Genomic DNA, 24,982 nt, shown 5'->3' with positions numbered 1-24,982 from the left:
AAATTAACTGACAAATTAAACCTTGCTCCGGAAGCCAGATTTACAGTAGCAGAAGGTTCGTTTTTTAGAGTTGGTGCAACATTACAGTATATGTTTTAATTAACAAGACATAGTTTTGCCTTGATTGGCAACACAAAATAACTAAGAAGGGGAGATATTTAAATATCTTCCTTTTTTAGTTATTGTTAGTAAAAGATAATGAGGAAAGATACCTGCCTGCGTGACACAGTCAGGCAGGAAAGAAGAAAGATACCTGCCTGCGTGACACAGTCAGGCAGGAAAGAGGAAAGATACCTGCCTGCGTGACGCAGTCAGGCAGGAAAGATAAATGAAAAAAGCATACCCTGAGCGGCGTCGAAGGGATAAAAGAAGGAGGAAAACAGGATATGATAAGCGATTAGACTCATTTGTAATTATGTAAACCGGTTTGGAAAACTTTCTTAATTTAGTGTTGTGTTGAACATTAAAATATACACTATGAAAAATTTCATCTTCACTAATAGATTTAAAATAACAGTCAAAATAATAATTATTCTAAGTTTATTAATAAGTTCCTGCAAGACCAACTACCCGATAAAATGGACGCAAATAGAGTCGCCGGAATATTTCAGGGCAAGATTTGAAACTTCCCAAGGTAATTTTGAAATTGAATCGCGAAAAGAATGGTCACCAAGAGCAGTTGAAAGATTATATCAGCTTATAAAGAGTGGATACTATACCGACATAGCTTTATTCAGGGTAATACCTAATTATATAGCCCAATTCGGAATTCATAATGACAGCACAGTAAATCACGCATGGGAGAAATTTTCACTTCCGGATGAACCGCTTAAAAAAGAAAATTTAAAAGGAACTATTTCCTTTGCCAGGGGCGGGAAGGAATCTCGCAGTACTCAGTTATTCATCAATCTTAACAACAACTCACCCCGCCTTGACACGATTTCGTTTATGGGAGTAAAAGGGTTCCCTGTAGTGGCTCAAATTACTTCAGGAATGGAAGTGGTAGAGATGTTTTATGAAGGGTATGGTTCTGAGTTGGATGATAAACAGGATTCGATTAATAAATACGGGAATAAATATCTTCGAAAAAATTACCCTAAACTTGATTATATTAATAAAGCTTATATTATAGAGTAGGAGAAGGGTTAAATACAGAACCTATGATTAAAAATATAAGTAAAGTTATTTTCTAATAATCTGCAACAATATGATTTAGCAGACGTCATAAGGTTAGACTAATTATTATGAGCCAAAAATCTTTATTAGACGAGCAAAAGCTGATTGAGCTATGTAAGCGGGGCGACCGCAGGGCATATATGCATATCTATGATAAGTATTCGAGGGCTATGTATAATGTAGCATATCGTTTTATGAATGACTCTGATATGGCTCAGGATATGATGCAGGATGGCTTTATAAAGGCATTTTCTAAAATAGAGACATACTCCGGTGAAGTGATATTTGGAGGATGGCTTAAAAGGATAATAGTCAACACCTGTTTGGACGAAATAAGGAAGAAAAAGGATATTATTTCTTTTGATGATGCGAAGTTTCTGGAGCCTGTAATTGAAGTTGAAAATGAGAATAAGGATAATGAAGCTTTGGTTGAACATGTAAAAAGCAGTATTAATGACTTACCTGAAAAGTATAGAGTTGTAATAAATATGTTTTTGATAGAAGGCTTCGATTATGATGAGATAAGTTCAATACTGGATATTAAAAATTCAACAGCAAGGTCATTGGTGTCGAGAGCAAAAGTTAAACTAAAACAGATGCTAGTTTCAACAAACGGAAATTCAGCCTTTGTAAGGTAGAGCAACAAAAAGTCAGTAAAGAGGAAACCGAAAAAAGTGGAAAATATGTCAGATAATAAGAACATAGAAGACTGGACTAAAGCAAACAGAGACTTGTTTGACGATAAGGAGTTACCGGTAGGACATAGGGAGCTTTTTGAGTCCAGGTTAGATGATATGTTGGCTGAGAAATCTTCAGCCGAAAAATCCGGGCAAAGTAGTTTTACATGGATGAAAGTTGCCGCAGCTTTTGTTGTGGGGATTGCAATAACTTCGGCCGTATTTTATTTTAACTCAGCTGAGGTAGATAATACTGAATATGCAAAATCAGAATCGATCAGTGAAATAGAACATCAGTATGCAGTAAAGATAAAAGATGCTTTAGTTCCTGTGAGAGCAAATAAAAATTATATGTCGCCCGAGTACAGATCCTTTTTTAAGGAGATGGAAAAACTGGATAAGCAGAACGAAGAATTGAAAGAACTTTTGTTGCAAAATCCAAGTGATGAGAGAATACTCAATTCGATTGTTGAAAATTATAAAATGAGATTGAAGTTATTAGAGCAGCTTAAAGTGATAATGACAAATAAGAACTTAAATAGTATGAATGATGAGACCAATATTTAAATATACATTGTTAGTTGTTGCATTTGTGATGTTTTCGGCTAATCTTTTTGGAATAGAAAAAGAGAGGGTGGTAAAGAAAAGTTTTAAAGCTAATAGTTCAACTGAGCTGAATGTGGAAAATTCTTTTGGCGATGTGAATGTAGAAAGCTATTCAGGAAATGAAATTTATATTGAAGTGAAAATATGGGCTAAAGGAAGCTCGGAGGAAAGGCTTACAAAGTTTATAAACGACATCGATATTAATTTTAAAGAAAGCATTGATATGCTTAGAGTAAAAACTTCAAATATTTCCAATAACGGTAAGGTTGATAAGTTTAGGGTGGATTATAAAGTAAAAGTACCTTATGATAACGATTTGGCTATAAAAAACAGTTTTGGTAATGTATATATCGCCAAACATAAGGCAAAAGTTGAGCTGGATGTATCGCATGGTGATTTTGAGATCGGTTCACTGTTGAATGAGTCTAACGAAATTGAGTTAAAGTTTGGTGATGGTGAAATCGAAGAGTTTAAATCAGGAGAGCTGGATTTGTCGCACAGTAAATTGAGTATTGGTAAAGCTTACGGTCTAATTTTGGAGAGTAAGTTCAGTAATACCAAGGTTGAAAGGGTGGAAGGAGATATAAAGGCCAAGGTTTCTCATGGTGGTATAGTAGCTAAGAAGGTTGCCAAAGGGTTTAACTCTATTGCAGTGAAAGCCGATTTTTCTAAGGTAAAACTGTATTTAGACGAGAGTGCCGCTTATAGTTTTAACTATAAAGGTTCGTTTTCCAGTTTTAATAAACCAAATGGGATTGAAATAAAAAGCCGTGAAAAGGGTTATACGAGCGAAGCAATTCAGGGTGAATATAACGGTGGCGGATCAGAAGTTAAGGTGATGATTAGTCATTCTTCTTTGAGTTTGGATTAATAACATAAATAACCCCCAATGCGCGAATTATTAAACTCACTAACGTTCGTTTTCTTATAAATTGAGCGTTAGCGAAAATTAAAATTCGCGCATTCGCGGCTTTTTTTATTGTCATGTGTAGAACCAGGTTTTTTTCTCAAAAACTCCAACCTGCCTGACCGGACGGGCAGGTGAGGTGATGACAAAAAAATAACCGCAACGTAACGCAAAAATACTTTGCGAAACTTAGCGCATAACTTTGCGAAACTTTGCGGTGAAAAAAATGTTGTCATGCGTAAAGTAGTCGTGAGATCTCATAATTTAAAGAACAGATTGACTTCGTCGAATTATCATTTTCTCCACTACGCTATCTCTTCGGTCGGAAATCTTTAGATTCAGTGTAGCTAATGACGAATAAGATAACATTGCCTTAGATTCTTATTCGATAATTAAAGGCCCATCCTAAAATGAATATTTCCATTTTAAGCCTTAATCTTCCGGCTTTAATTCCACAACATCTTCCTGAATTAATGCAGTAATCCATGTAGCAAGTTGTTTGGGGCTTACTGTAGATTCCTGATAGTTTCGAAGGATATATTTATAGAGTTTTATATAGCTAACATCAGGATGTGATTCTGCTACATATTGTACAGCGTTAATGTTGTCAATAATTTGCTCATCTTCCTCTTTAGTTTTGGTAAGATATGGAGGAGGAGAGACAATAATTATTTTTGAGTTTTCGTGTTTCAGACGTTTTACAAATGCCAGGTATTCATTTTTATAGTCTTCAGAAGCTATTACAACATCATTGGTTTTTGTGTTGATAGTTGTATTTGAGCTTCCTAAAATCAATACAAGGTAATCCGGCGCTTCGGATATCTGTAAATGTCTTATACTCTTATTTCCCTCTAAATCAAAATTAACATTTAATCTGCTGTAATTAAGGTCGCCCAGAAGTTTCCCTGCCTTTATTTCATCGAAATATTTATAATAATCAGGTTCCAGTTCAGAGTAAGTGTCAAAATCATCAATAAAAACAATCGATTTTTTATCGTTGTTTTGTCCTGTAGCTATTAGCGAAGTGGCTAAAATAAAAACCAGCAGCAGGTATTTTGATATTGAGTAATGTTTTGAATTCATAGCTTATTTTTTTCTGGAATAAAATATAGCTAAAGATACTACCTTATTATAAGAATTTAAACCATCTTCCTGCTGATTTGATTTAAGGAAGAGGTCATAGCCTTTATCTGTATATTTTCTGTATTCATTTCTGTGCGACATCCAGAATTCTGAGATTTCTATAATATCATCAATAACATCCTGCGGGATTGATTCTTTTAGCTCATCGTATTTGTTATATTCATTTTTCTTTAGATCAGCAAGGCAATACATTAGCAGACTTATGTTTCCCGAATACTGAATTGAGCTTAAGGGATTGTTTTTTGATGCCAGATAACCCAGAAAGTTAGCTTCGGCTTCTGAGGCAATTCCTAGTTGGTGTGCTATTTCGTGATTTACAATAAAAGGTATCTGTACTTTTGGTATTCCTTTTGCAATTTGGGCTTCAGCGGTAAACGGATTGTAATACCCCGAAATACCAAGGTAGGGAAGAAGTTTTGAAAACATTGAATGTTTAATTGACGGATAGCTGTAAGTGTAGAAATCGTCTTTTTTTGCCATCCTTTCATAACCGAGAATAGAAATATCAATAATGGAACTATTGTCATCTCTAAAAACATCAAAGTTGGAATTCTCCTTTGTGAAAGCGGTTTCTCTTATGAGCTTTTTTGTGAACGATGCCAGTTGTTCAATATCATAGCTTTCGCTGTTTAGGTTCATTTTGTCAACTAATGAAGGCTGCCTGTAATTCCAGTTCCACTGTGTTCCGACCAGTAATAGAATAAGAGCCACCATAGCTATGAAGTCGGTTGAGTCGATAAGGATTTTGCGATAGGTTCTTTTGTACAGAGAAATTATTATCCTGAATAAAGTCCGGAAAACTACGAATACAATAAACAGGTATAGTAAATCACCAACTGAGAAAGGGAATATGCTAAAAACTATTCGTTCAACTAAAGTTACAATTCTGAAGTATCCCTGTGTGTAATCGAAATAAATACTCTCGGGAGAAAAGGGTTGAATATAAAATAGAATCTGATTTAACAAGAACAGTGTAAATACCATTCCAATAGAAATTTTAGAGAATAGTTTCCTCTTCAGTGGATTATTCTTTTTCTCATTTTGCTGTTTTTCCTTATTCATTAATAGGCTTATGTTTAATATCTGTGGTTAAGTGATATTCTAATATCTAATCAAATTATTTTATCTGCTTTGGCTTTAGCCTTTCCAGTGCTACTACTATAACAATCCCCAGGATTATCATTATTATGGCCATTATCGTTGAATAGTCGAGACTGTCGGGGAAGTAGGCATTGTAGTATGCAACAATTTCCTTACCGTTTTTCAGGTACATAATATTTCCTAATTCATCCCGTAGAAATATTTTGTCTTTCCAGGGCCAAACTACACCGAGACTGCCGACAATTATTCCTATTATTTGGGCAATAACTGTTTGATGGTGCTTTTTAAGTAAATACCCTAAAATATGCGACAGAGAAATTAATCCGACTACCGAACCGGCGATAAATACACTTAATACCTTTAAAAGTCTTATAGTTTCAGCATTATCAATCCATGAAAAATCAAGTGTAGCAGAGAGGTAAACTATATCGTAAAGTGCATTTACGGAATCTACCATAAGCAGTACATAATTTCCTATTACCATAAGAATGAAGGAACCGGAGAGACCGGGGAGAGTCATTCCTGATATACTGATAATACCACAGAAAAAGACAAATAATAAATTGTCATTCTCGGTTGAAGCACTGATAAATGAAAAGGAGATGCCTATTGCAACACCTATTAGCATGCTGAATATGGTTTTTACATTCCAGTCGTTGAACTCCATCGAAACAAAATATATCGATCCGAGGATTAAACCGAAAAAGAAAGCCCATACATGTAGCTCATAATGCGAAATTAAAATATCCAACAGTTGCGAAACGGTGAAAAAACTGATTATGGTTCCCGAAAAAAGAGCGGTTAAAAAGCGACCATTTATATAATCGTAAAATTTTGAGAATCCTCTTTTGAATAGTAGGCCCCAGGCTTTTCTGTTAATTCTCTTCAGTGAGTATATCAGTTCCTCATAAAAACCAACCACGAAAGCCACAGCACCTCCCGAAACTCCGGGGATTTTATTTGCCGTACCCATGGCGATACCTTTCAGCATTGTAAGAAAGAAAGATTTTTTATTGGCTTTTTTTTGCTTCAAATTGGCTTTGTTATTTAAGAGTGTTCTATACTAGCCTTAATTCCCTCGTCTAACTCAGGCTGTATAAATATAAGCACAAATATCATTTTTAACTGATTTACGTATTAGTTTTTTATAATTATTTTATGACCAATTTCATTGTTGGAAAACCCTGAAAAAATAAGATTTAGTATGAAAAATAAACTAAAGCAGTTGCCGCTGTAATTACTAAAAGTTTAGCTGAATTAAATTTGTGACCTGATGAACTCTCGAAAAGAATAGTAGTACTTATATGAAGAAAAATACCGATAACAACAGCGTTAATTTGATCGGAATATTGGATTACTGCCGGTACTTTATTTGCTAAATAACTGCCGGCAGGTGTCATTAAGCCGAATAGAATTATAAGTAGGAATGAAATAATTTTTGAATAGCCGTTTTCTCTAAACGCAACATAAATTATTGATGCAATAGGGATTTTGTGAATAAAAACACCTAATAAAACGGGATTTGAAATCTCGTCGATAATATGATGGTGATGGGCGTGATCTGTAACAGGAGCTCCTTCCAAAAAAGCATGAATAGAAATACTGATAAACATTGGCAGTGTATAAGAGTGTTTTTCATGAGAATGTCCGTGATGGTTTGGTACATGTGCATGTTCTACCCCTTTAGAGATAAACTCTAATAGGATTTGTATAAAAACACCGAGCATAATGAAGAAACCAATTTTCTCATTTCCATTGATGTAAACTTCAGGTAAAATATGAAAAACAGTAACTGCAAGCAAAAAAGCACCACTAAAGGTCAAAAACAATTTCTTTAATGTTTCCTGTGGTTTTATTAACTCTCCTATTAATACACCAATTATTACTGCCGAAAATAGTATTATATAACTCATTTTGTCAATATCATTATTAGTCTGTCTGATGTTTCAGGGCTAAAGCCTTCCAAATCATAATTGCCAAAAGTCTTTACTAACTTTAGGCCTGTCCTGTTAAAGTAGTCTTTGAATTTATCAAGCCTTATAGCTTTTACTTTTTCTGTGAAATCAAAGTCTATTCCCTTATCGCGAAATTTGATGTTTTTATGTATTATGTTGTGTTCAACATATCGTTTTATATGAAAATCCAGGTTGCCTCTTTTTTGGACTTCAGAGTTTACCAGGTTCTTTATTACTTTTTCGGAATTCATAAAGTCAATTACAGCGATGGAACTACTGTTCATTGAGTTTTTAATAGTTTCTAATACTGCAATATCATCGGCATCGTCTTCGAAATAACCAAAGCTGGTGAAAAGATTAAAAACTGCATCGAAATTTTCATTCAGTTTATTGCGCATGTCGTGAACAGCAAATTTTAAATTGTCATTTTCATATTTCTTTGCCGCCTCGATACTCTGTTTTGACAGATCAACACCTTTAACCCTGAATCCCTTTCTGTTTAAAAAAATTGAATGTCTCCCTTTACCGCAAGCCAAATCAAGGATTGTAGAATCCTTCTTTAAATTGAGATGATCCAGTAAGTTGGTCATAAACTTTTCAGCTTCGCTAAAATCACGGTTATTGTAAAGTTGGTGATAATAGGGTGTGTCGAACCATGATGAGAACCATTCCATGTTTTTATGCCAGAATATTTTTATTAGTAATAAACTTTCTTAAAGGTATTTTAATTAAAAAAATTACAGCAGCTAAAACCAGTGATATCAGAGTTTGTAGTAGCATTATAGAGTAATTTTGATAAAATATGATTGCGAGAAAAGCAAGAGCAAATAAGTTGAAATACAATTCGTTTTTAGAGCCTTTGCCAACCAATATAATTCCCAGAATTAGCATTGTTATAACTCCTCCTGCAAAAATTATAGTGTATACTTCCGAAACACTGTTTTCTGCTTCGGGGATTCCTTGAATACCCTGAACAAGTGAAGGGATTAAAGGAAAAACAGTCAGAACTACGACTGTTTGAATTAGAGTGATTAATATAAGTTGTTTAGTGTTCATATTGTATATATTTTGGAGGGGCTAATTTAGTAATAATTAGTAAAGAAGTGAAATCGCGACTTTGTCAGGATTTTCGAATCAGCAGCCGGTATTCGATTGCGATATTATCCGCTGGTTTTTCTGTAATTCATTATTGCAAATACATTTAATGCAATAGAATAAACTACAATTATACCAAATTGTTTGCTGACATTTAGGAATGTACTACCTTTCAGCATAACAAGCCTAATCACATCTACATAATACTTTATAGGGTTAAAGTCGGCAATTTTTTGAGCCCAAACAGGCATACTTTCTATTGGAGTAAAAAGACCGCTCATCAGGATAAAAATAACGGAGAAAAACCATGCTATAAACAGTGCCTGTTGTTGCGTTTCTGTAAGAGTAGAAATAAACATTCCCATACCCAGAACCAGAGTCAGATAGACTAATGTAAAAAGGTAAATAGTACACATATTGCCTTCTATTGGTATATTGAACCATAGTTTCGCAATTAAAATTCCAATGCTGAATTCTACTAAACCTAAAACTACAAAGGGTAATAATTTACCTAAAACAAACTCGTATTTTTTTATGGGAGTAACATTTAATTGTTCTATTGTACCAAGTTCTTTTTCTCTTACTATATTCATTGACGAGAGGAAAAGAGAAATCATTGTCACCAGTAATACAAGTATTCCCGGAACCATGAATATTTTGTAATTAAGGGTGGGGTTAAACCAGTTACGGTTAATTATTTCAATTCCAAATTTTTGATCAAGCCTGTACTTAGCTGATAGTTGATCTTTGACAAACTGATTTAAGATTATTTGTAAATAATTTAGTGTTACTCCTGCTTTGGAGCCATTTATCGCATCTACAACAATAGCTGTTTTTACTGTATTACCGGTCGTGATATCTCTGCCAAATTTATCAGGGATAGAGATTATAACATCGGCCTTGTTTTTCTCTATTAGTTTTAAGCCATCATCGTAATTTGAAACACCCACAACTTCGAACTGCCTAGTATTTTTTATGGAACTAATCAGGTTTTTAGAAACCGGTGAAGAATCCATGTCGTCAATGAAAATATTTATGCCTTTTACTTCGAAATCAGCTGCATATGAAAGAATCAGTAATTGAATTACGGGCATTGCAAATATCAGTATCACCATTATTTTGTTTCTGAATATTTGCTTGAATTCTTTTTCTATAATAAATACTATTTTTCTCATGTTTTATTGATTCAATGCTTTAATCCTCTGAAAGTATAATGTTTTATACTTTTTTTTTTTGATAGTCAGCTCATTCATATATCAGCCTTACTCCAATCTTATCTTGAAACGTTTAATACTCATTACTATGAAGAATATTGTCATAAAAAGCAGTATTAAAGTTTCTTTCCATAGAGCTGTTATACCCAGTCCTTTAAGCATTATCGATTTAATAATGATAATGAACCATTTTGCCGGAATTACGTTGCTAATAACCTGCAATATTTCAGGCATACTTTCGATAGGGAAAATAAATCCTGAAAGTAATATTGTAGGCAGCATCAATCCCATTAAGGAAATCAGCATTGCTGTTTGTTGCGAATTAGAAATAGTTGAAATTAGAACACCTAAGCCAAGTGCCGTAATTATAAATAATAGTATTTCGAGCGACAGGAAAATAAAACTTCCGTTTAAAGGCATTCCGAACACTGCGAATCCGAGAGCTAAAATTGTTGCAGCATTTACGAGCGACAGTGCTATATAGGGAATTACCTTACCTATGATTATTATTCCCGGTTTTAATGGAGATACAAGTAAGATTTCCATAGTTCCCAGCTCTTTTTCTTTTGCAACAGTTATTGATGTCATCATTGCTGAAACGAGCATTAAAATGATTGTCATTACTCCGGGAACAAACATGAAAACACTTTTACTTTCGGGATTGTAAAGCATCTTTGATTCTATGACAACCGGAGTCTTATTAATTAGTTTTTTTTCTATTGAGTAGGAATTTGTTACTCCTGAAAGATAACCTGTTAATATGTTACCCATGTTTGGGTCGGTTGCATCTGCAATTATTTGTACTGTGGAAGATTTGGCAGATCCGAGATCTTTAGCAAAATTTTGAGGAATAACCAGTGCGATTTTAATTGTTCCTTTTTTGAATGATTCTTCTATATCATTATAGGTTTTAAGGTTTTCCTGAACGATAAAATACCCGGAAGATGTTATTTTGTTTATATACCCCTGAGAAACACTGTTTTTGGCCAGATCCAGTATTGCCATTTTACCATCTTTTATCTCCGTTGTAATTGCAAAACCAAATAATAAAACCTGAGCGATAGGCATTCCAAATAGGATTACCAATGTTCGCTTATCACGAAATATGTGTTTGAATTCTTTTTTTATAAATGCCAGAAATGTTCTCATTTTGTATTGTTTGTTGGTGTTTGGTGTTTGGGGTTAGACTTTTCAACATCAAACCTCGAACAACAAACATTAAACGATTCTACCTTGCCAGTTTTAAAAATACCTCGTCCATATTTTGGGCACTATATGTGTTCAGTAAATCATTTAGGCTACCCATGGCAGCTATTTTTCCCTGAACCATCATCGAAATTTTATCACAGTATTCTGCCTCATCCATGTAGTGTGTCGTTACAAACGCTGTTATCCCTTCATCGGTTGCCTGATAAATAAGATCCCAAAACTGACGTCTGGTAATCGGATCAACTCCACTTGTCGGTTCATCTAAAAACACTACTTCAGGATTGTGAAGAATGGCAACCGAAAAAGCAATTTTCTGCTTCCAACCCAGAGGAATTTCGGCTATCATAGTATTTTTAATGTTCCCAAATTCAAGTCGTTCTATCATTTTGTCGGTCTGGGTAATTATAGTCTTTCTGTCAAGACCATAAATTCCTCCAAAAAAATTGATATTTTCCTTAACTGTCAGATCCTCGTATAAAGAGAATTTCTGACTCATATAACCGATTTTATATTTTAGTTGACTGCGCTGGGTTTTTATGTCGAAACCGGCCACTTTTCCAATTCCTGAAGTTGGTTCCAAAATACCTGTAAGCATTTTCATGGCAGTAGTTTTTCCGGCTCCATTCGCTCCCAAAAAACCAAAAATTTCTCCTTTTTCAACGTTGAAACTAATATTGTCAACAGCTATGAAATCGCCAAAGGCACGCGTCAGGTTATCAACTTCTATTACTTTATTATTGTTCATGATGATTGGTTTAATACAAATAATTCAATCATTTAACTTTTTATTGTTCTTTAGCCATCAATTCCATAAAACTATCTTCTATGTTTGGTTTTATTTCCTCAATGCTGTATTCAATATTTTCTATGTTAATGAGCTGTTTAAGTTCTTCAGGCTTATTGTCGTTTTTCAATGTTACATGGATGCTGTTTCCAAACATATAAGCTGTATTTATTTCTTCAAAATTTCTTATAAGTGTGAGTGTTTTATAATTGTTCGATGATTTAATTTCGTAAAGAGTTTTACTGAATTTATTAGATATATTTTCGGGAGTATCTACGGCCATAATCTTTCCATCCTGAATTAACGCTACTTCATCGCATAGCGAAGCTTCATCCATATAAGGTGTAGAAACAATGGTTGTTAATCCGTCGTTTTTCTGAAGCTTTTTTAAATTCTCCCAAAACTCTTTTCTCGAAACAGGGTCAACGCCAAATGTCGGTTCGTCAAGTAATAAAAGTTCAGGTTTATGTATTAAAGCACAGCACAATGCCAGTTTTTGTTTCATTCCTCCCGATAAGTCACCGGCTTTACGGTTTTTGAAGGGCTCTAGCATTACATAAATATCCTCGATCATTTCGTAATTGGCATCAATCGTGGTGCTAAAAACATTGGCAAAAAACTTAAGATTCTCCTGAACACTTAGATCCATGTATAAGGAAAATTTCCCCGGCATATAGCCTATTTTATTTCGTATTTGTTTATAATCCTTTACTGTGTCGAAGTCCATGAGTTTTGCATTGCCTTCATCAGGTAAAATAAGAGTAGTTAGTATCCTGAATAAGGTTGACTTCCCGGCACCATCAGGTCCGATAAGTCCAAATAGTTTACCTTTTTCTACATTTATTGAAACATTTGAAAGTGCTTTTACAGAATCGTAACTTTTTGATATGTTGTTTATTTCAATCATATAAACTCTAATTAAAATACACACTTGCAGGCATCCCGATTTTCAGGCTGCCATCGTTATTAACATCAATTTTTATTGCATAAACCAGATTTTGCCTTTCGTCTTTTGTCTGGATTATTTTTGGAGTGAATTCTGCCTGTGAACTGATCCATGTAATTGTACCGTCAAAACTTTTTTCTTCGTCAGTTGAATCGATTCCTATTTTTACTTTTTGCCCAATTTTAATAGTGGAAAGTTGAGGTTCTGTCACATAGGCCTTAAGCTTTAATCTATTTATGTCCTGAATCTGATATAAAGGTTTTCCGGGGGCAACAAACTCATATTGCTCAACATATTTAATCAATATTGTTCCGGCAACAGGGTTTTTTATTATGCTTTTTGAGATTTGATCCTCAATTTGTTTTATCTGTATATTAAGCGATTGATATTGGCTAATTACTGATGCATTCTGTGCCTGAACACTCGAAATTTGTTGCTTAGTAACATTTACCTGCCCCTGTAAGTCGTCGAGTTGTTTTTTTGTTGCAGAACCGTCTTTGTACATTTTCCTGATCCTGCTCAGGTTACTTTCCTGAACTTTCAATTGTTCTTTGAGTACGTCTATCTGAGATAACACACTTTTTGATTGCGACTCAATGCTGATAGAGGAAGCTCTTAATTGTTCTTTTTTCAAGTATAGTTGCGTTGTATCAATAATTCCAACAACCGAATTACTCTTAACGATGTCGCCTTCTTCGATCGTGAAAGAAGATAATTTTCCGGCATTTTCGGCAGAAATGGTTGTAGCATTGCTTTCGAAGTTTCCATTGGCATCTGCGGGGTTTTCGTTGTTGTTGCACGATGCAAATGCGCCTAGCAGTATTAGTAAGATTATGTTTTTCATTTTTGCTTGTTTTTATATTTTTATGATCTAATGTGTCAATGATATAATGCGTTAATGATCTGGTAATTTATAGGTTGTTTTTTTGCTTTGGTCATTATTTTCGACAATTCATTTGAGTCATTAATACTTAATTCCCTCTAAGTGTTTAAGGGCAAGTTCCTTCTGAATAAGCTGAATTTTATTAATTTCTAAAGTTTGTTGAGCTCTTTTCAGATCATTAAAATCCTTCAGATATTCGTTGGAGGTAATAGTTCCGTTTTGAAATTTAGACCAGGAGGAGTTTTTAATTTCTTCCTTAATTTTAATTACTTTCTTATCCATTTCAATCTGGTTTTGAATATTTGCTAAGTCATTATTAATTTTTTGAACCTCAAGGCTGTTTTGCATTACGAAGGCTTCTTTGTTTGCTTCGATTATTTTTTGTTTTACTTCCGATTTTTCTTTTTGTTTACCATAAGTTCCCCAGTCAATTACATCCCACGAAAGATTTACTCCTACCATACCGTATGAGTGTAAATCTGTATCCATGAAGTTGTATCCGGGACGACCATAGCCTCCGTTAGCGAAAAGAGCTATTTTGGGAAATTTGTTTCTGAATTCCATTTCCAAACCGGCCTTATTCAAGTCTTCCTGTGCTTCAAATATTTTTAGTTGAGGTAAGGTGTTAAGTTTGTTTGTTGATTCACCGGGGACCTGAAAAGATGTATCATAGTTAATCTCTAAACCTGTGAGTACAGCCAAAGATTGAATAGCATTAAGCTTTGCTGTTTTGTTGTTCATTAGCTGCTTTTCTATTGTGATTTTTTCAGCCTTTACTTTATTTAGTTCAGAAGCTAAGATCATTCCATTGTTGTAGGCAGATTGTAAAATTTTTAAATTTTCATCTATCTCTTTATCGGCAGTCAGTAGTACAATATTGTTTTGTTCAAGAACTAATACGTTTAGGTATAATTGGTTTATCTGTTCCATCAGGTTGTAGTTCTCAATTTCTATTTGAGTTTCCTCAAGAGAATTTGATGCTAGCTGAAGGTCCTTTGCGCTTTTTGTATTTCCACCATCATATATTATTTGTGAAAGCTGAAGATCTGCTCTATAGTTGTCGTTTGGTATTGTTGGAAAGAAATTGTCCATCCCCGGAATCTGTATTTCAGGAAAAACTACAACCTCCGACTGGTAAGTTGCGCCGGCACCAAGAGTTAATTTAGGGAGATAGTTTTTGTTAAGAGTTTTTATTATTAATTCTTTATTCTCCTTTTGCATAGCCATTTTTTTGAAACCCGGCCAATTCACTTTTGCCGAATCTCTGCATTGTTCGAGGTTCACACTTAACTGCTGTGCAAACATCATACTTGGCAGGATTAGCAGGATTAAAATGTATAGTGCTTTTTTCATTTCTAATTATTTTATTTGTTTATGGTTCTGAATAAACAGATAAGCATTTCACCGAATAAACGGTTTTACTTTTTGATTGCGCTTATAGTGAATTCAGCAACCAGCTTTTTTCTCTCCTCTATAATTTTACTGAATTCTTTTTTCGAAATTTCTAAAATACCCATAGCCATTGGCTTGGCAATAAATGGAAATATCGACATTGATATGATGTTGATAATTAGCTGTTTTGGATTGATTTCGATTATTGTTCCTTTTTCTGTTTCTTCCCTTATTTGATTTTCGAATATTTTAATCCCTTCAAGGTTATTTAAGGTCTTAACTTTTTCATTAAAAAAATCGGGGTTTCTGTTTATTTCGTGAAAAATAAAATTTGGGATAAAAGTGTTTTTACTTAATACCGAAATGTAACTGTCTACCAGTTTTTCAATCTTAGTAAATAAATCAACGTTTTCTCCTAAAGTTGTATTTAGTCTTCCCAGCATTTGTTTCAAAGCAATGTTAAAGACCGACTCAAAAAGTTTTTCTTTTGACTTGAAATAGTAGTGAAGTAATCCTTTATTTATTTCGGCAGTATCTGCAATTTCCTGCATTCTTGTACCTGCAAATCCTTTATTATGAAAAACTTTTTGAGCAGATTCTAATATCTTTTCCTCTGTTGAAATTTTTTTAGCCATGCGATAATGTGATTAATTACTGTACAAATTTACCTAATTGGGTAAAATTAACCAAATGGGTAAATGTTAAAGTTTGTTAAGCTCAATGTAGATAGGTATTGAGGAGGGGAAATTATTTGAAATTGGGGGTTTTAGGAGGTGTTTTTTGCCAAAAAAAGAGCCCTTCACAGTTGAAAAAGACTCTTTTTTTTATGATTGTTAGATTTAAATCAATATTAAAATTTGTTTAAATCATCTCTTCTATAGTTTCATTTATCACATTACAGGCATATAAAATTTCATCATCAGAAATAGTCAATGGTGGAGAGATTCTCAATGCTCTTTTTTCGAAAAGCAATAAAAATGTTATCAGGCCTTTCTCCATTAATTTACTCATCAATCTGGCAGGAAATTCAGGGTCATCAAACACCGGGGCCAGCATTAATCCCATGCCCCTTATTTCTTTGATTGCCGGGTGATTTAAATGTTCTCTAAAAAGTTTTTCTTTCCAAAGAGCCTCTTCCATATAGTTACCCTCGAGCAATTCTTTCAATGTAGCCAATGAGGATGCCGCAATAACGGGATGACCTCCAAACGTAGTTATATGTCCAAGCATTGGCTCTGATTTTAGTAATGCCATTTTGTCTTTCGAAGCTACAAATGCGCCTACGGGCATTCCTCCGCCCATGGCTTTACCTATGGCTAAAATATCGGGTACAATATCAAAATTCATAAAGCCAAAGAGTTTTCCTGTTCTGCCAAACCCCGGTTGTATTTCGTCAAGTATTAATAGTGCACCAACTTCATCGCAACGCTCTCTTACTTTTTTTAGATAGTTATTTTTTGGAAGAATAAATCCTGCTCCTCCCTGTATAGTTTCCAAAACTACAGCGGCAGTTTTTTCGGTTATCAGGTTTAAATCATCAATATTATTGAATTCAATAAAGTTGATATTTGGAATTAAGGGTCTGAATTTTTGTTTCTGTTCTTCATTTCCTAAAATACTCATTGAGCCTTGTGTATTGCCATGATAAGCCCATTTTGCAGCAATAATTTCAGACCTTCCGGTTACCCTTTTAGCCAGTTTCATTGAACCTTCTATTGCTTCCGTTCCGGAATTTACCAGATAAACAGTATCTAATGGCTCCGGAAGATTGTCGCTCAAAAGTTTGGTTAATTCCAAAGGCGCATCCTGAATAAACTCGCCATAAACCATTACGTGCATATATTTATCAACCTGATCTTTTATAGCCTTGGTGATTTTAGGATTAGAATGCCCCAGTACATTGGCCGATACACCGGCAACAAGATCAAGATATTTTTTTCCGGATTTGTCGTAAATCCAGCATCCTTCAGCTTTTTCAATATCCAGTAATAAGGGGAAGGGTGTTGTTTGTGCCTGATATTTTAAGAAATCTTCTTTACGTGACATTTTATTAAGTTTAAAGTCTAAAGTCTAAAGTCTAAAGTCTAAAGTTAAAAGTTCAAAGTTAAAAGTTAAAAGTTGAAAGTTCAAAGTCTGAAGTTTTTAATGAAAATACCAACTTAAAACATCAAACAGGATTAAAAGCAAAGTTAAATAAGAAAAATTCCAAATTATCGTTATAAACCGATATTTTTGCCTGTCAGGTAATTAATTGTAGTTGATAGATGAAGATTCAGGAAAACATATCTCTTAAGGAGTATAATACTTTCGGTATTGATGTAAATGCTAAACAATTTGTTGAAGTAAATACTTTAGAGGATTTACAGCAATTGTATTCAATGAATGTGTTGCAGGATATATTTGTGATAGGAGGGGGGAGCAATATGCTTTTGACGGGCGATATTGATAAGCTCGTATTAAAAATAAATATTGAAGGTAAGGAGTTATTCGAAGAAGGAAATAATAAGGTTATAGTAAAAGCCTGTGCCGGCGAAGACTGGCCAAAATTTGTACTATGGTCTATCGGGAAAGGTTTATTTGGATTAGAGAACCTGTCAAAAATACCAGGGAATGTTGGTACTTCTCCAATTCAGAACATAGGAGCTTATGGTGTAGAAATGAAAGACAGTTTCTATAAGTTAGAAGCTTTTGAAATTGCCACAGGAAAAATTAAAACATTTTATAAAAATGACTGTAATTTTGATTATCGTGAGTCAGTTTTTAAAAACAGGGAGAAAGGGAAGTTCATTATAGTGAACGTATATTTTGAATTAGAAAAAGAAGGAGAAGTAAATATTTCTTATGGTGTTATTTCCAAAGAGCTTCAGGAGAATGGTATTATAAATCCAACACCAAGAGATGTAAGTGATTGTGTTGTGAAGATAAGGACGTCGAAATTGCCCGATCCTGCTGAAATTGGAAATTCGGGAAGTTTTTTTAAAAATCCTGTAATCTCAGCCGATAGCTTTCGTCAAATAATAAACAGTTATCCTGATGTTCCTTCATACGTTCTGGAGGATGGTTCGGTGAAAGTTCCGGCGGGATGGCTGGTTGAGAAGTCCGGATGGAAAGGTTTTAGAAAAGGTGATGCGGGGGTTCATAAAAATCAGGCATTAGTACTTGTTAATTATGGAAATGCTACCGGAGCTGAGATTATTTCGCTCGCTAACGATATTAAAAAAGATATCAGTAAAAAGTTTGGAATTGATTTGGAAATAGAAGTAAATGTTGTTTAGTTCTAATTGTAGCTTGTTATATATTGTAAATGTGATAAAAGACACATAAGAGTATATAAAATTGGCTTGCTATAAACAAAATTTGAATTAAATTTGTCACTCAATTTATTATATTATGGTATTTATAAAATTATTTTTAATAGTATTTGTACTGCTGGGTATTGGTTTTATCGGTTTGGCAATTAAAATTTGGGCAAAAACCGACGGGAAGTTTGAAGGTACCTGTGCATCGCAAAATCCGACTATTAATCCTGAAGGTGAATCTTGTAGCTTTTGTGGAAGGGTTCCGGATGAACTACACACTTGTGAACGTACAAAAGCATCTAATTTTGTAAATAAATTTAAAATTAAAAAGAGTATTTCTTAATCTGAAGTTGTAGATTTGATGACCCTAAAATTTATAGTTGATTTTATTTCTATAAATTTATATTTACAACCTAATATGTTAGAAAATCTTTTACTTTATTCTTTTATTACCATATCAGTAATTCATATTTTATATATACTGATAAACTGGAAATTTATTCTCATAACAGAAACAGCATCATTAGAAGATAAGGGTACTGTTTCTGTTGTTGTTTGTGCCAAAAACGAAGAAAAAAACCTGCCTCCCCTGTTAGAGTCTTTAAAAAATCAGGCATATCACGATTTTGAAATAGTTTTGATAAATGATGCTTCAACGGATAATACTTTAGAGGTATTTGAAGAGTTCTCAAAATCCAATTCTAATGTGGCCATTGTAAATGTTGCTGAAAATGACAGGTTTTGGCGTGGAAAGAAATTTGCTCTGACAATGGGGATTAAAAGGGCAAAAAACAAATATCTTTTGTTTACTGATGCTGACTGTGTACCTGTGTCGGAGAATTGGATAAGTTTGATGATGAATGGGTATACCGAGGATAAGGAAGTGGTTTTGGGTTATGGAGCATATCGAAAGACTAAAGGCCTGTTGGATAAAATTGTCCGTTTCGAAACTGTACTGACTGCATCAAACTATTTTTCGTATACAAAGCTATTTACTCCGTATATGGGAGTTGGACGTAATCTTTCTTATTCAAAAGATTTTTTCTTAAAGAATAATGGTTTCTTCGGGCATATGGATGTTGCTTCGGGCGATGATGATCTTATTATCAATAAAAATTCTACAAAGGAAAATACTGAAATTGTATTTTCACCGGAAGCAAAAACTGTTTCGAATCCTCCGGGTACATGGAGTGAGTGGTTTAATCAAAAAAGAAGGCATTATACAACATCAGGTTTATACAGTAAAAAAACCAAAAGTTTGTTAGGTTTACAGGGGCTTAGTCATATTTTGTTTTTTTCTTTACTGTTAGCCTTGTTGCTTCTTAAGATTAATCCGGTAGTGGTTATCTCTATTTTTGTATTGAGGACTCTTATCTTCTCAGTCACAGTATCAGCTTCATCGTCGAAGCTGGAAGAGAAAGATTTGATACTTTTAATACCTTTTCTTGATATAATTTTAATTATCTTACAGCTTATAATAATATTTTCGAACAAGATAATTTATCCAAAACGTTGGGATTAGATAAACAAACAAAAACAACGATACTTATAAAAGGTGCATTAAAAGGGAGTCAGAAAGCTTTTTCTGATTTGATGGAGTTGTATTGGGAAGATATTATTAAGTCGCTAAAAACCAAGAATGCTCCGGAATATGTGCTTGAGGATATTGCATTAATAGCTTTTACAAAGGCTTTTGAGAAGTTGGATAGCTATAATAGTGAGTTTGCATTTAGTACCTGGATATCGGTTATTGCCAACAACACATTGGTAGACTATTACAGACAGAAAAAAAGCTCTACAGTTTCCTTAGATGAAGTATTTACTGATGATTCAGGAAATGAATTTAGGTTAGATATTAAGGCAAAGACCCTTTCTCCGGAGGAAGAATTAATAGATAATCAGGAGGATAATGAGGTAAGAAAAATTATCGGTTTAATGCCTGAAACCTATGCTCCGATATTGAAACTAAGGTATTTGAAAAATTGTAGTTATAAAGAAATAGCCGAAAAGTTAAATATACCAATCAGCAATGTGAAAGTGCGTATAATGCGCGGACGAAAATTACTTGTAGAATATATTGAAAAGAATAGTGAATTGCGGAAATGATTTTTTTATTATTTCTGTTGTTTAAAAAGAGTTATCTTCGAATGTAATAATAACAACTTATTTATCATACTGTGCCTTTAAATAAACGATTTTACTTTTATATGTTTTTTATGGCTATATATATATGGCCTGCAAATATTGATGCCCAAATACGTGAAGATGAAGAAAGAATTGGAGGTACAGAGCTTCAGGGTATAATCTATCTGGAAGAATTTCAGGCAGGATTTTCATTTACTACAAATGGTTATTCTATAAATGCCAGACGGAGTTGGTCGCCTACTGCATTTTTCGAAAGAGGTTTTGAAGCAGATATAGTTATGATCAGGCATCCTAAAGAGATTAACAGGTATAATTCTACAATAAACTTCTATGGAGGAAGTTCATTTGCCTTTGGTAAGTTAAATTCTTTATATGCTCTTAGAATAGGTTTTGGAGAAAATCACGAGATCGCAGAGAAAATAGATTTAGGTTCTGTAGAAATAAATTATTTTTACTATGGCGGACTGTCAATAGGAGGTGTAAAGCCAATATATCTTGAAATATTTAATCCTACATCGGTAAACTATATTGATACTGAGCGCTATGATCCGTCCAGACATGATCTTGATAATATATTCGGGGGAGTACCTTTTACAAAAGGTTTTTCTGAAATGAAGATTTACCCGGGAATTTATGCTAAATTTGGCCTCAATTTCGATTATAAGATTTCTACTCAAAAAATTGGGACTTTGGAGGCTGGAATGGTAATCGATTATTATTTTAAAAAGGTTCCAATAATGGTTACAGCAAAAAATTATAGTCATTTTTTGTCCTTTTATATTAGTATAAACTTTGGTAAGAAGTGGATTTGATCAAGATGGAAGAAGTAAAAGAGAAAGAAATACTGAGGAAACCAAACTGGCTTAAGGTAAAACTTCCAACAGGAAAAAAATACAGGGAGTTAAGAGCATTAGTTGACGATAAAAAGTTGCATACAATTTGTGAAAGTGGAAATTGCCCGAATATGGGTGAATGTTGGCACGATGGTACCGCAACATTTATGATTCTTGGTAATATTTGTACCAGATCGTGTGGTTTTTGTGCAGTAGCTACCGGAAGACCATTACCTGCTGACCTGAAAGAGCCGGTAAGAGTAGCTGAGTCAATAAAAGCTATGAGGATTAAGCATGCCGTAATCACTTCTGTAGACAGAGATGATTTGGCTGATGGAGGATCTTCAATTTGGGCAGAAACCGTAAATGCTGTGCGCAGAATATCTCCCGGAACAACAATGGAAACATTAATTCCGGATTTTAAGATGAACACGGATGATTTGGATAGAATCATTGAGGTTGCACCGGAGATAGTGTCTCACAATTTAGAGACAGTACGAAGGTTGACAAAAGAAGTAAGAATCCAGGCAAAATACGATCGCAGTTTAGATGTACTTCGTTATTTAAAAGATAAGGGTTTGCGCAGGACTAAATCGGGAATAATGCTCGGACTTGGAGAAACTAGGGAAGAGGTAATTGAGACTATGGAAGATTTAAGAAATGCTAAAGTAGATATAATGACTATTGGTCAATATTTGCAGCCTTCGGTTAAGCATTTACCTGTAGTTGATTATCCAACACCTGAAACATATGATATGTACAGGGTAATAGGAGAAAAAATGGGATTCAAATTTGTCCAGTCAAGTCCTTTGACCAGATCTTCGTATCACGCACAGGATCATTTATTTTAGAATTAATAATTACTGATTATAAAAAAAACCGTTCATGTTAGAACGGTTTTTTTATGTTTAAAAAAGTCGTCATTCCGACCGAAGTGGAGGAATCTGTTTAGGTTTTCTGCAAAATTTCAACAGATTTCTCCGTGCGCTAGCGCTTAGTCGAAATGACAAATAAATTTAATCATTCATAGAAATAAGGAATTCTTCGTTACTTCTTGTTCTTTCAATTTTACCTTTTAAGCTTTCCATTGCTTCCAAAGGAGTAGCATCGGCAAGGTAATTACGTAATACCCACATTCGTTTTACGGTTTTCGGATCTAATAAAAGATCATCACGACGTGTACCTGAAGATATAAGGTCGATAGCAGGGAATATACGTCTGTTAGATATTTTTCTATCCAATTGTAGTTCCTGGTTACCTGTACCTTTGAATTCTTCAAAAATAACTTCATCCATTTTTGATCCTGTATCGATAAGAGCCGTTGCAATAATAGTTAATGAACCGCCATTTTCAATATTACGGGCCGCACCAAAGAAACGTTTAGGCTTATGTAAAGCATTCGCATCAACCCCTCCTGAAAGTACTTTACCCGATGCCGGAGAAACGGTGTTGTATGCCCTTGCCAAACGTGTAATAGAGTCGAGTAAAATAACTACATCGTGACCTGACTCCACCATTCTCTTCGCTTTTTCTAAAACGATATTTGCAACTTTTACATGTCTTTCGGCCGGTTCATCAAATGTTGAAGCAACTACTTCTCCATTTACACTTCTTTGCATATCGGTAACTTCCTCAGGACGTTCGTCAATAAGTAAGATCATCATGTAAACTTCAGGATGGTTTGCTGCAATAGCATTGGCTACTTCTTTCAACAGAACAGTTTTACCGGTTTTAGGCTGTGCAACAATCATACCCCTCTGTCCTTTACCTAAAGGTGAGAACAGGTCAATAATTCTTGTTGAGGTTGTACTGTGCTTCTCTGCCAGTTTAAACTTTTCGTTAGGGAAAAGAGGCGTAAGATGTTCAAACGAAACTCTGTCTCTGATGAAATCAGGTTCACGTCCATTTATCTTTTCCACTTTAATTAACGGAAAATATTTTTCACCTTCTTTAGGAGGTCTGACATTACCTCTTACAGTATCTCCGGTTTTTAAGCCAAAAAGTCTGATTTGTGATTGTGAAACATAAATATCGTCAGGCGAAGACAGGTAGTTGTAATCTGATGAACGTAAAAATCCATATCCGTCCTGCATTATTTCTAAAACTCCTTCACTGGTAATAATTCCTTCGAATTCGTGTTCCGGAGATTTGTATCTGCTCTTTTTATTTTGATAATCGTTTTGCTGTCTTCCCTGCTGAGGTGCAGGTCTGCGAGTTTTGTTATCGAATTTTTTCGGAGCGTTATCTCTTTTGTCAGATCCGCTTTTTTGATGCTGTTCTCTTTTAGGAGCTTCTCTTTTTTCGCGCTTTTGAAAATCCTGTCTTTTTTGTTGAGTCGCTTTTCTTTGCTCTGTGCCTTCTTCAGGCTGCTTTTTTATATTTGCCTCAGCACTTTCGGTAGTTTTTAAACTATCCTGAGTTTTTTTCTCAATGCCTTTTTCTACCTTTTTTTCTTCGCGTTTCCCTTCAGGTTTTGCATCCTGTTTTATTTCAGGTTTTCCTTCAGGTTTTGCATCCTGTTTTTTTCCAGGTCTCCCTTCAGGCTTTGCTTCATGAAGTATTCTTCTTCGCTTTTTTGGCTCAGTACTTTCTTCGCTTGAAGTTTGTTTTGGAGGGGTTTTAGCAGCTGGCTTGCTATGTGTCTTCTCAACAGGCTGGCTCTTTTTTACTTCAGTAGGATTGTCTGCCTGAAAATCAAGTACCTTGTAGACAAGGTCTAACTTTTTCAGTTGACTGATTTTTTTAATATTTAACTGTTTTGCAATGGCTTGCAAGTCAGAAAGCTTCTTTTGCTTGAGCTCTTCAATACCAAACATTTGATTATATGAATTAAATTGTGTTTTTTGATCTTAAATATAATATGAAATAGCCAAATTGAAATTTACAACAGTGATGAACGTTATTTTTGGCTATAATATATGACCTTAATATTAAATTATTAACATGAATGAAAGATGATTATTGTAATACTCTTGAATGTATTGCGAATTGATGTTATCAGAGGTTTTATTATCGAGGTAATTCCTCTAAAAGTCGACGCAATAATACGACTTAATTTCGATATATACTATATAAAGATATGAAATAATGTAGTACTTTTGTCAATCCAAATAAAAAATAAGTAAAATGATTCAAAGAATCCAAACAGTATATCTGTTAATAGTTGCAATCTTAGGTGGTTTAGGACTTTATTTGCCACTGTGGAATAATCTTGAAAATATTGAGGTGAAAGGCTTTGAGAATATCTATATTTTAGCTTTATTTGCAATAGAGATCGTTCTGACATTAGTAACTATATTTTTATTCTTTAATAGAAAATTACAGTTTGTGTTAGTACGTATTAATATTTTGATCAACATTCTACTGCTGGGTGTTTTCGGATATTATACACTAAATTTTTCCGGAGAAACAGTAATTGTTTCTGAGAAGGGAATTGGGCTTATAGTACCTTTCATTTCTATCGTGTTTTTATTTTTAGCTAATAAAGCTATAAGAAAGGATGAAGAGCTTGTGAAATCAGTGGATAGATTACGATAATATTTAGAAGCAGCTTAGTTAATATATGCGTTAAAGAGTTCCGATTATTCGGGACTCTTTTTAATATCTGTCTGTTTTAG

25 protein-coding genes and 1 pseudogene are annotated in these 24,982 nt (G+C 34.1%); 11 read left to right on the top strand and 15 right to left on the bottom strand.

Annotated elements, in window-relative coordinates:
- Positions 1–477: 477 nt before the first annotated feature.
- The 4 genes from ABFR62_04975 to ABFR62_04960 all read left to right on the top strand — a co-directional run bounded on the left by ABFR62_04975 (position 478) and on the right by ABFR62_04960 (position 3,330).
- Positions 478–1,137, top strand: coding sequence for a peptidylprolyl isomerase (locus ABFR62_04975; GenBank protein ID MEN8137766.1), 660 nt, complete (start codon positions 478–480; stop codon positions 1,135–1,137).
- Positions 1,138–1,244: 107 nt separating this feature from the next.
- Positions 1,245–1,814 carry an RNA polymerase sigma factor gene (locus tag ABFR62_04970; GenBank protein ID MEN8137765.1) on the top strand — a complete coding sequence of 190 codons (570 nt, stop codon included), beginning with the start codon at positions 1,245–1,247 and terminating at the stop codon, positions 1,812–1,814.
- A 45-nt stretch (positions 1,815–1,859) separates the two neighbouring features.
- The gene (locus tag ABFR62_04965) at positions 1,860–2,420 is read left to right on the top strand and encodes a hypothetical protein (GenBank protein MEN8137764.1); all 561 of its coding nucleotides are present in this window, start codon (positions 1,860–1,862) and stop codon (positions 2,418–2,420) included.
- Complete coding sequence (locus tag ABFR62_04960; protein ID MEN8137763.1) at positions 2,404–3,330, top strand: hypothetical protein; 927 nt, start codon at positions 2,404–2,406, stop codon at positions 3,328–3,330. The genes ABFR62_04965 and ABFR62_04960 overlap by 17 nt, the downstream gene beginning before the upstream one ends.
- A 468-nt stretch (positions 3,331–3,798) precedes the next feature.
- Here the strand turns inward: ABFR62_04960 and ABFR62_04955 are convergent, their stop codons facing one another.
- The 14 genes and pseudogenes from ABFR62_04955 to ABFR62_04890 all read right to left on the bottom strand — a co-directional run bounded on the left by ABFR62_04955 (position 3,799) and on the right by ABFR62_04890 (position 17,134).
- Positions 3,799–4,449 (bottom strand): hypothetical protein, encoded by a 651-nt coding sequence (locus ABFR62_04955; protein MEN8137762.1) that lies wholly within the window; start codon positions 4,447–4,449, stop codon positions 3,799–3,801.
- Positions 4,450–4,452: 3 nt separating this feature from the next.
- Positions 4,453–5,571, bottom strand: coding sequence for a DUF3810 domain-containing protein (locus ABFR62_04950; protein MEN8137761.1), 1,119 nt, complete (start codon positions 5,569–5,571; stop codon positions 4,453–4,455).
- Between the two features lie 55 nt (positions 5,572–5,626).
- Positions 5,627–6,643 (bottom strand): DUF368 domain-containing protein, encoded by a 1,017-nt coding sequence (locus tag ABFR62_04945; GenBank protein MEN8137760.1) that lies wholly within the window; start codon positions 6,641–6,643, stop codon positions 5,627–5,629.
- 166 nt (positions 6,644–6,809) lie between these two features.
- Positions 6,810–7,523 carry a ZIP family metal transporter gene (locus ABFR62_04940; GenBank protein MEN8137759.1) on the bottom strand — a complete coding sequence of 238 codons (714 nt, stop codon included), beginning with the start codon at positions 7,521–7,523 and terminating at the stop codon, positions 6,810–6,812.
- Positions 7,520–8,239, bottom strand: a complete 720-nt coding sequence (locus ABFR62_04935; protein MEN8137758.1) for a class I SAM-dependent methyltransferase — start codon at positions 8,237–8,239, stop codon at positions 7,520–7,522. The genes ABFR62_04940 and ABFR62_04935 overlap by 4 nt, the downstream gene beginning before the upstream one ends.
- A 4-nt stretch (positions 8,240–8,243) precedes the next feature.
- A complete protein-coding gene (locus tag ABFR62_04930; GenBank protein ID MEN8137757.1) occupies positions 8,244–8,621 on the bottom strand; it encodes a hypothetical protein in 378 nt (125 codons plus the stop codon).
- A gap of 104 nt (positions 8,622–8,725) precedes the next feature.
- On the bottom strand, positions 8,726–9,835 hold the full coding sequence (locus ABFR62_04925) for an ABC transporter permease (GenBank protein ID MEN8137756.1): 1,110 nt from the start codon (positions 9,833–9,835) through the stop codon (positions 8,726–8,728).
- A gap of 87 nt (positions 9,836–9,922) precedes the next feature.
- Entirely contained in the window at positions 9,923–11,023 is a 1,101-nt protein-coding gene (locus ABFR62_04920; protein MEN8137755.1) for an ABC transporter permease, read from the bottom strand.
- 79 nt (positions 11,024–11,102) lie between these two features.
- Positions 11,103–11,810: pseudogene (locus ABFR62_04915) on the bottom strand (ABC transporter ATP-binding protein).
- 58 nt (positions 11,811–11,868) lie between these two features.
- Positions 11,869–12,774, bottom strand: coding sequence for an ABC transporter ATP-binding protein (locus tag ABFR62_04910; protein ID MEN8137754.1), 906 nt, complete (start codon positions 12,772–12,774; stop codon positions 11,869–11,871).
- A gap of 7 nt (positions 12,775–12,781) precedes the next feature.
- Positions 12,782–13,657 carry an HlyD family efflux transporter periplasmic adaptor subunit gene (locus tag ABFR62_04905; GenBank protein ID MEN8137753.1) on the bottom strand — a complete coding sequence of 292 codons (876 nt, stop codon included), beginning with the start codon at positions 13,655–13,657 and terminating at the stop codon, positions 12,782–12,784.
- Between the two features lie 120 nt (positions 13,658–13,777).
- The gene (locus tag ABFR62_04900; protein MEN8137752.1) at positions 13,778–15,049 is read right to left on the bottom strand and encodes a TolC family protein; all 1,272 of its coding nucleotides are present in this window, start codon (positions 15,047–15,049) and stop codon (positions 13,778–13,780) included.
- Between the two features lie 65 nt (positions 15,050–15,114).
- Positions 15,115–15,723, bottom strand: coding sequence for a TetR/AcrR family transcriptional regulator (locus ABFR62_04895; protein MEN8137751.1), 609 nt, complete (start codon positions 15,721–15,723; stop codon positions 15,115–15,117).
- Between the two features lie 226 nt (positions 15,724–15,949).
- Entirely contained in the window at positions 15,950–17,134 is a 1,185-nt protein-coding gene (locus tag ABFR62_04890) for an aminotransferase class III-fold pyridoxal phosphate-dependent enzyme (GenBank protein ID MEN8137750.1), read from the bottom strand.
- A 218-nt stretch (positions 17,135–17,352) separates the two neighbouring features.
- Here ABFR62_04890 and murB point away from each other — a divergent pair, with 218 nt between their 5' ends.
- The 6 genes from murB (at position 17,353) to lipA (ending at position 22,216) form a co-directional block, all read left to right on the top strand.
- On the top strand, positions 17,353–18,363 hold the full coding sequence (gene murB / locus ABFR62_04885; GenBank protein ID MEN8137749.1) for a UDP-N-acetylmuramate dehydrogenase: 1,011 nt from the start codon (positions 17,353–17,355) through the stop codon (positions 18,361–18,363).
- Between the two features lie 124 nt (positions 18,364–18,487).
- Entirely contained in the window at positions 18,488–18,730 is a 243-nt protein-coding gene (locus tag ABFR62_04880) for a membrane or secreted protein (protein MEN8137748.1), read from the top strand.
- 75 nt (positions 18,731–18,805) lie between these two features.
- On the top strand, positions 18,806–19,909 hold the full coding sequence (locus ABFR62_04875) for a glycosyltransferase (GenBank protein MEN8137747.1): 1,104 nt from the start codon (positions 18,806–18,808) through the stop codon (positions 19,907–19,909).
- Positions 19,900–20,493: a sigma-70 family RNA polymerase sigma factor gene (locus tag ABFR62_04870; GenBank protein MEN8137746.1), complete on the top strand. Its 594-nt coding sequence runs from the start codon at positions 19,900–19,902 to the stop codon at positions 20,491–20,493. Before ABFR62_04875 ends, ABFR62_04870 begins: the two co-directional genes overlap by 10 nt.
- Before the next feature lie 110 nt (positions 20,494–20,603).
- Positions 20,604–21,344 carry a hypothetical protein gene (locus ABFR62_04865; GenBank protein ID MEN8137745.1) on the top strand — a complete coding sequence of 247 codons (741 nt, stop codon included), beginning with the start codon at positions 20,604–20,606 and terminating at the stop codon, positions 21,342–21,344.
- Between the two features lie 5 nt (positions 21,345–21,349).
- Positions 21,350–22,216, top strand: coding sequence for a lipoyl synthase (lipA, locus tag ABFR62_04860; protein MEN8137744.1), 867 nt, complete (start codon positions 21,350–21,352; stop codon positions 22,214–22,216).
- A 165-nt stretch (positions 22,217–22,381) separates the two neighbouring features.
- Here lipA and rho read toward each other — a convergent pair whose 3' ends face one another.
- Positions 22,382–24,181 carry a transcription termination factor Rho gene (rho, locus tag ABFR62_04855; protein MEN8137743.1) on the bottom strand — a complete coding sequence of 600 codons (1,800 nt, stop codon included), beginning with the start codon at positions 24,179–24,181 and terminating at the stop codon, positions 22,382–22,384.
- Positions 24,182–24,491: 310 nt separating this feature from the next.
- Here rho and ABFR62_04850 point away from each other — a divergent pair, with 310 nt between their 5' ends.
- Complete coding sequence (locus ABFR62_04850) at positions 24,492–24,902, top strand: DUF4293 domain-containing protein (GenBank protein ID MEN8137742.1); 411 nt, start codon at positions 24,492–24,494, stop codon at positions 24,900–24,902.
- Positions 24,903–24,982: the final 80 nt, after the last annotated feature.

The sequence above is a fragment of the Bacteroidota bacterium genome (genome assembly GCA_039714315.1).
In the GTDB taxonomy this organism is placed as follows: domain Bacteria; phylum Bacteroidota; class Bacteroidia; order Flavobacteriales; family JADGDT01; genus JADGDT01.
The sequence above is the reverse complement of the archived record's forward strand: the minus strand, read 5'-3'. Positions and strand labels throughout refer to the sequence as shown.

Bases quoted from the DNA above. Each gene is read 5' to 3' on its own strand.
- ABFR62_04975 (MEN8137766.1), top strand. From the start codon at position 478: ATGAAAAATTTCATCTTCACTAATAGATTTAAAATAACAGTCAAAATA.
- ABFR62_04970 (MEN8137765.1), top strand. From the start codon at position 1,245: ATGAGCCAAAAATCTTTATTAGACGAGCAAAAGCTGATTGAGCTATGT.
- ABFR62_04965 (MEN8137764.1), top strand. From the start codon at position 1,860: ATGTCAGATAATAAGAACATAGAAGACTGGACTAAAGCAAACAGAGAC.
- ABFR62_04960 (MEN8137763.1), top strand. From the start codon at position 2,404: ATGAGACCAATATTTAAATATACATTGTTAGTTGTTGCATTTGTGATG.
- ABFR62_04955 (MEN8137762.1), bottom strand. From the start codon at position 4,449: ATGAATTCAAAACATTACTCAATATCAAAATACCTGCTGCTGGTTTTT.
- ABFR62_04950 (MEN8137761.1), bottom strand. From the start codon at position 5,571: ATGAATAAGGAAAAACAGCAAAATGAGAAAAAGAATAATCCACTGAAG.
- ABFR62_04940 (MEN8137759.1), bottom strand. From the start codon at position 7,523: ATGAGTTATATAATACTATTTTCGGCAGTAATAATTGGTGTATTAATA.
- ABFR62_04935 (MEN8137758.1), bottom strand. From the start codon at position 8,239: ATGGAATGGTTCTCATCATGGTTCGACACACCCTATTATCACCAACTT.
- ABFR62_04930 (MEN8137757.1), bottom strand. From the start codon at position 8,621: ATGAACACTAAACAACTTATATTAATCACTCTAATTCAAACAGTCGTA.
- ABFR62_04925 (MEN8137756.1), bottom strand. From the start codon at position 9,835: ATGAGAAAAATAGTATTTATTATAGAAAAAGAATTCAAGCAAATATTC.
- ABFR62_04920 (MEN8137755.1), bottom strand. From the start codon at position 11,023: ATGAGAACATTTCTGGCATTTATAAAAAAAGAATTCAAACACATATTT.
- ABFR62_04910 (MEN8137754.1), bottom strand. From the start codon at position 12,774: ATGATTGAAATAAACAACATATCAAAAAGTTACGATTCTGTAAAAGCA.
- ABFR62_04905 (MEN8137753.1), bottom strand. From the start codon at position 13,657: ATGAAAAACATAATCTTACTAATACTGCTAGGCGCATTTGCATCGTGC.
- ABFR62_04900 (MEN8137752.1), bottom strand. From the start codon at position 15,049: ATGAAAAAAGCACTATACATTTTAATCCTGCTAATCCTGCCAAGTATG.
- ABFR62_04895 (MEN8137751.1), bottom strand. From the start codon at position 15,723: ATGGCTAAAAAAATTTCAACAGAGGAAAAGATATTAGAATCTGCTCAA.
- ABFR62_04890 (MEN8137750.1), bottom strand. From the start codon at position 17,134: ATGTCACGTAAAGAAGATTTCTTAAAATATCAGGCACAAACAACACCC.
- murB (MEN8137749.1), top strand. From the start codon at position 17,353: ATGAAGATTCAGGAAAACATATCTCTTAAGGAGTATAATACTTTCGGT.
- ABFR62_04875 (MEN8137747.1), top strand. From the start codon at position 18,806: ATGTTAGAAAATCTTTTACTTTATTCTTTTATTACCATATCAGTAATT.
- ABFR62_04865 (MEN8137745.1), top strand. From the start codon at position 20,604: ATGGCTATATATATATGGCCTGCAAATATTGATGCCCAAATACGTGAA.
- lipA (MEN8137744.1), top strand. From the start codon at position 21,350: ATGGAAGAAGTAAAAGAGAAAGAAATACTGAGGAAACCAAACTGGCTT.
- rho (MEN8137743.1), bottom strand. From the start codon at position 24,181: ATGTTTGGTATTGAAGAGCTCAAGCAAAAGAAGCTTTCTGACTTGCAA.
- ABFR62_04850 (MEN8137742.1), top strand. From the start codon at position 24,492: ATGATTCAAAGAATCCAAACAGTATATCTGTTAATAGTTGCAATCTTA.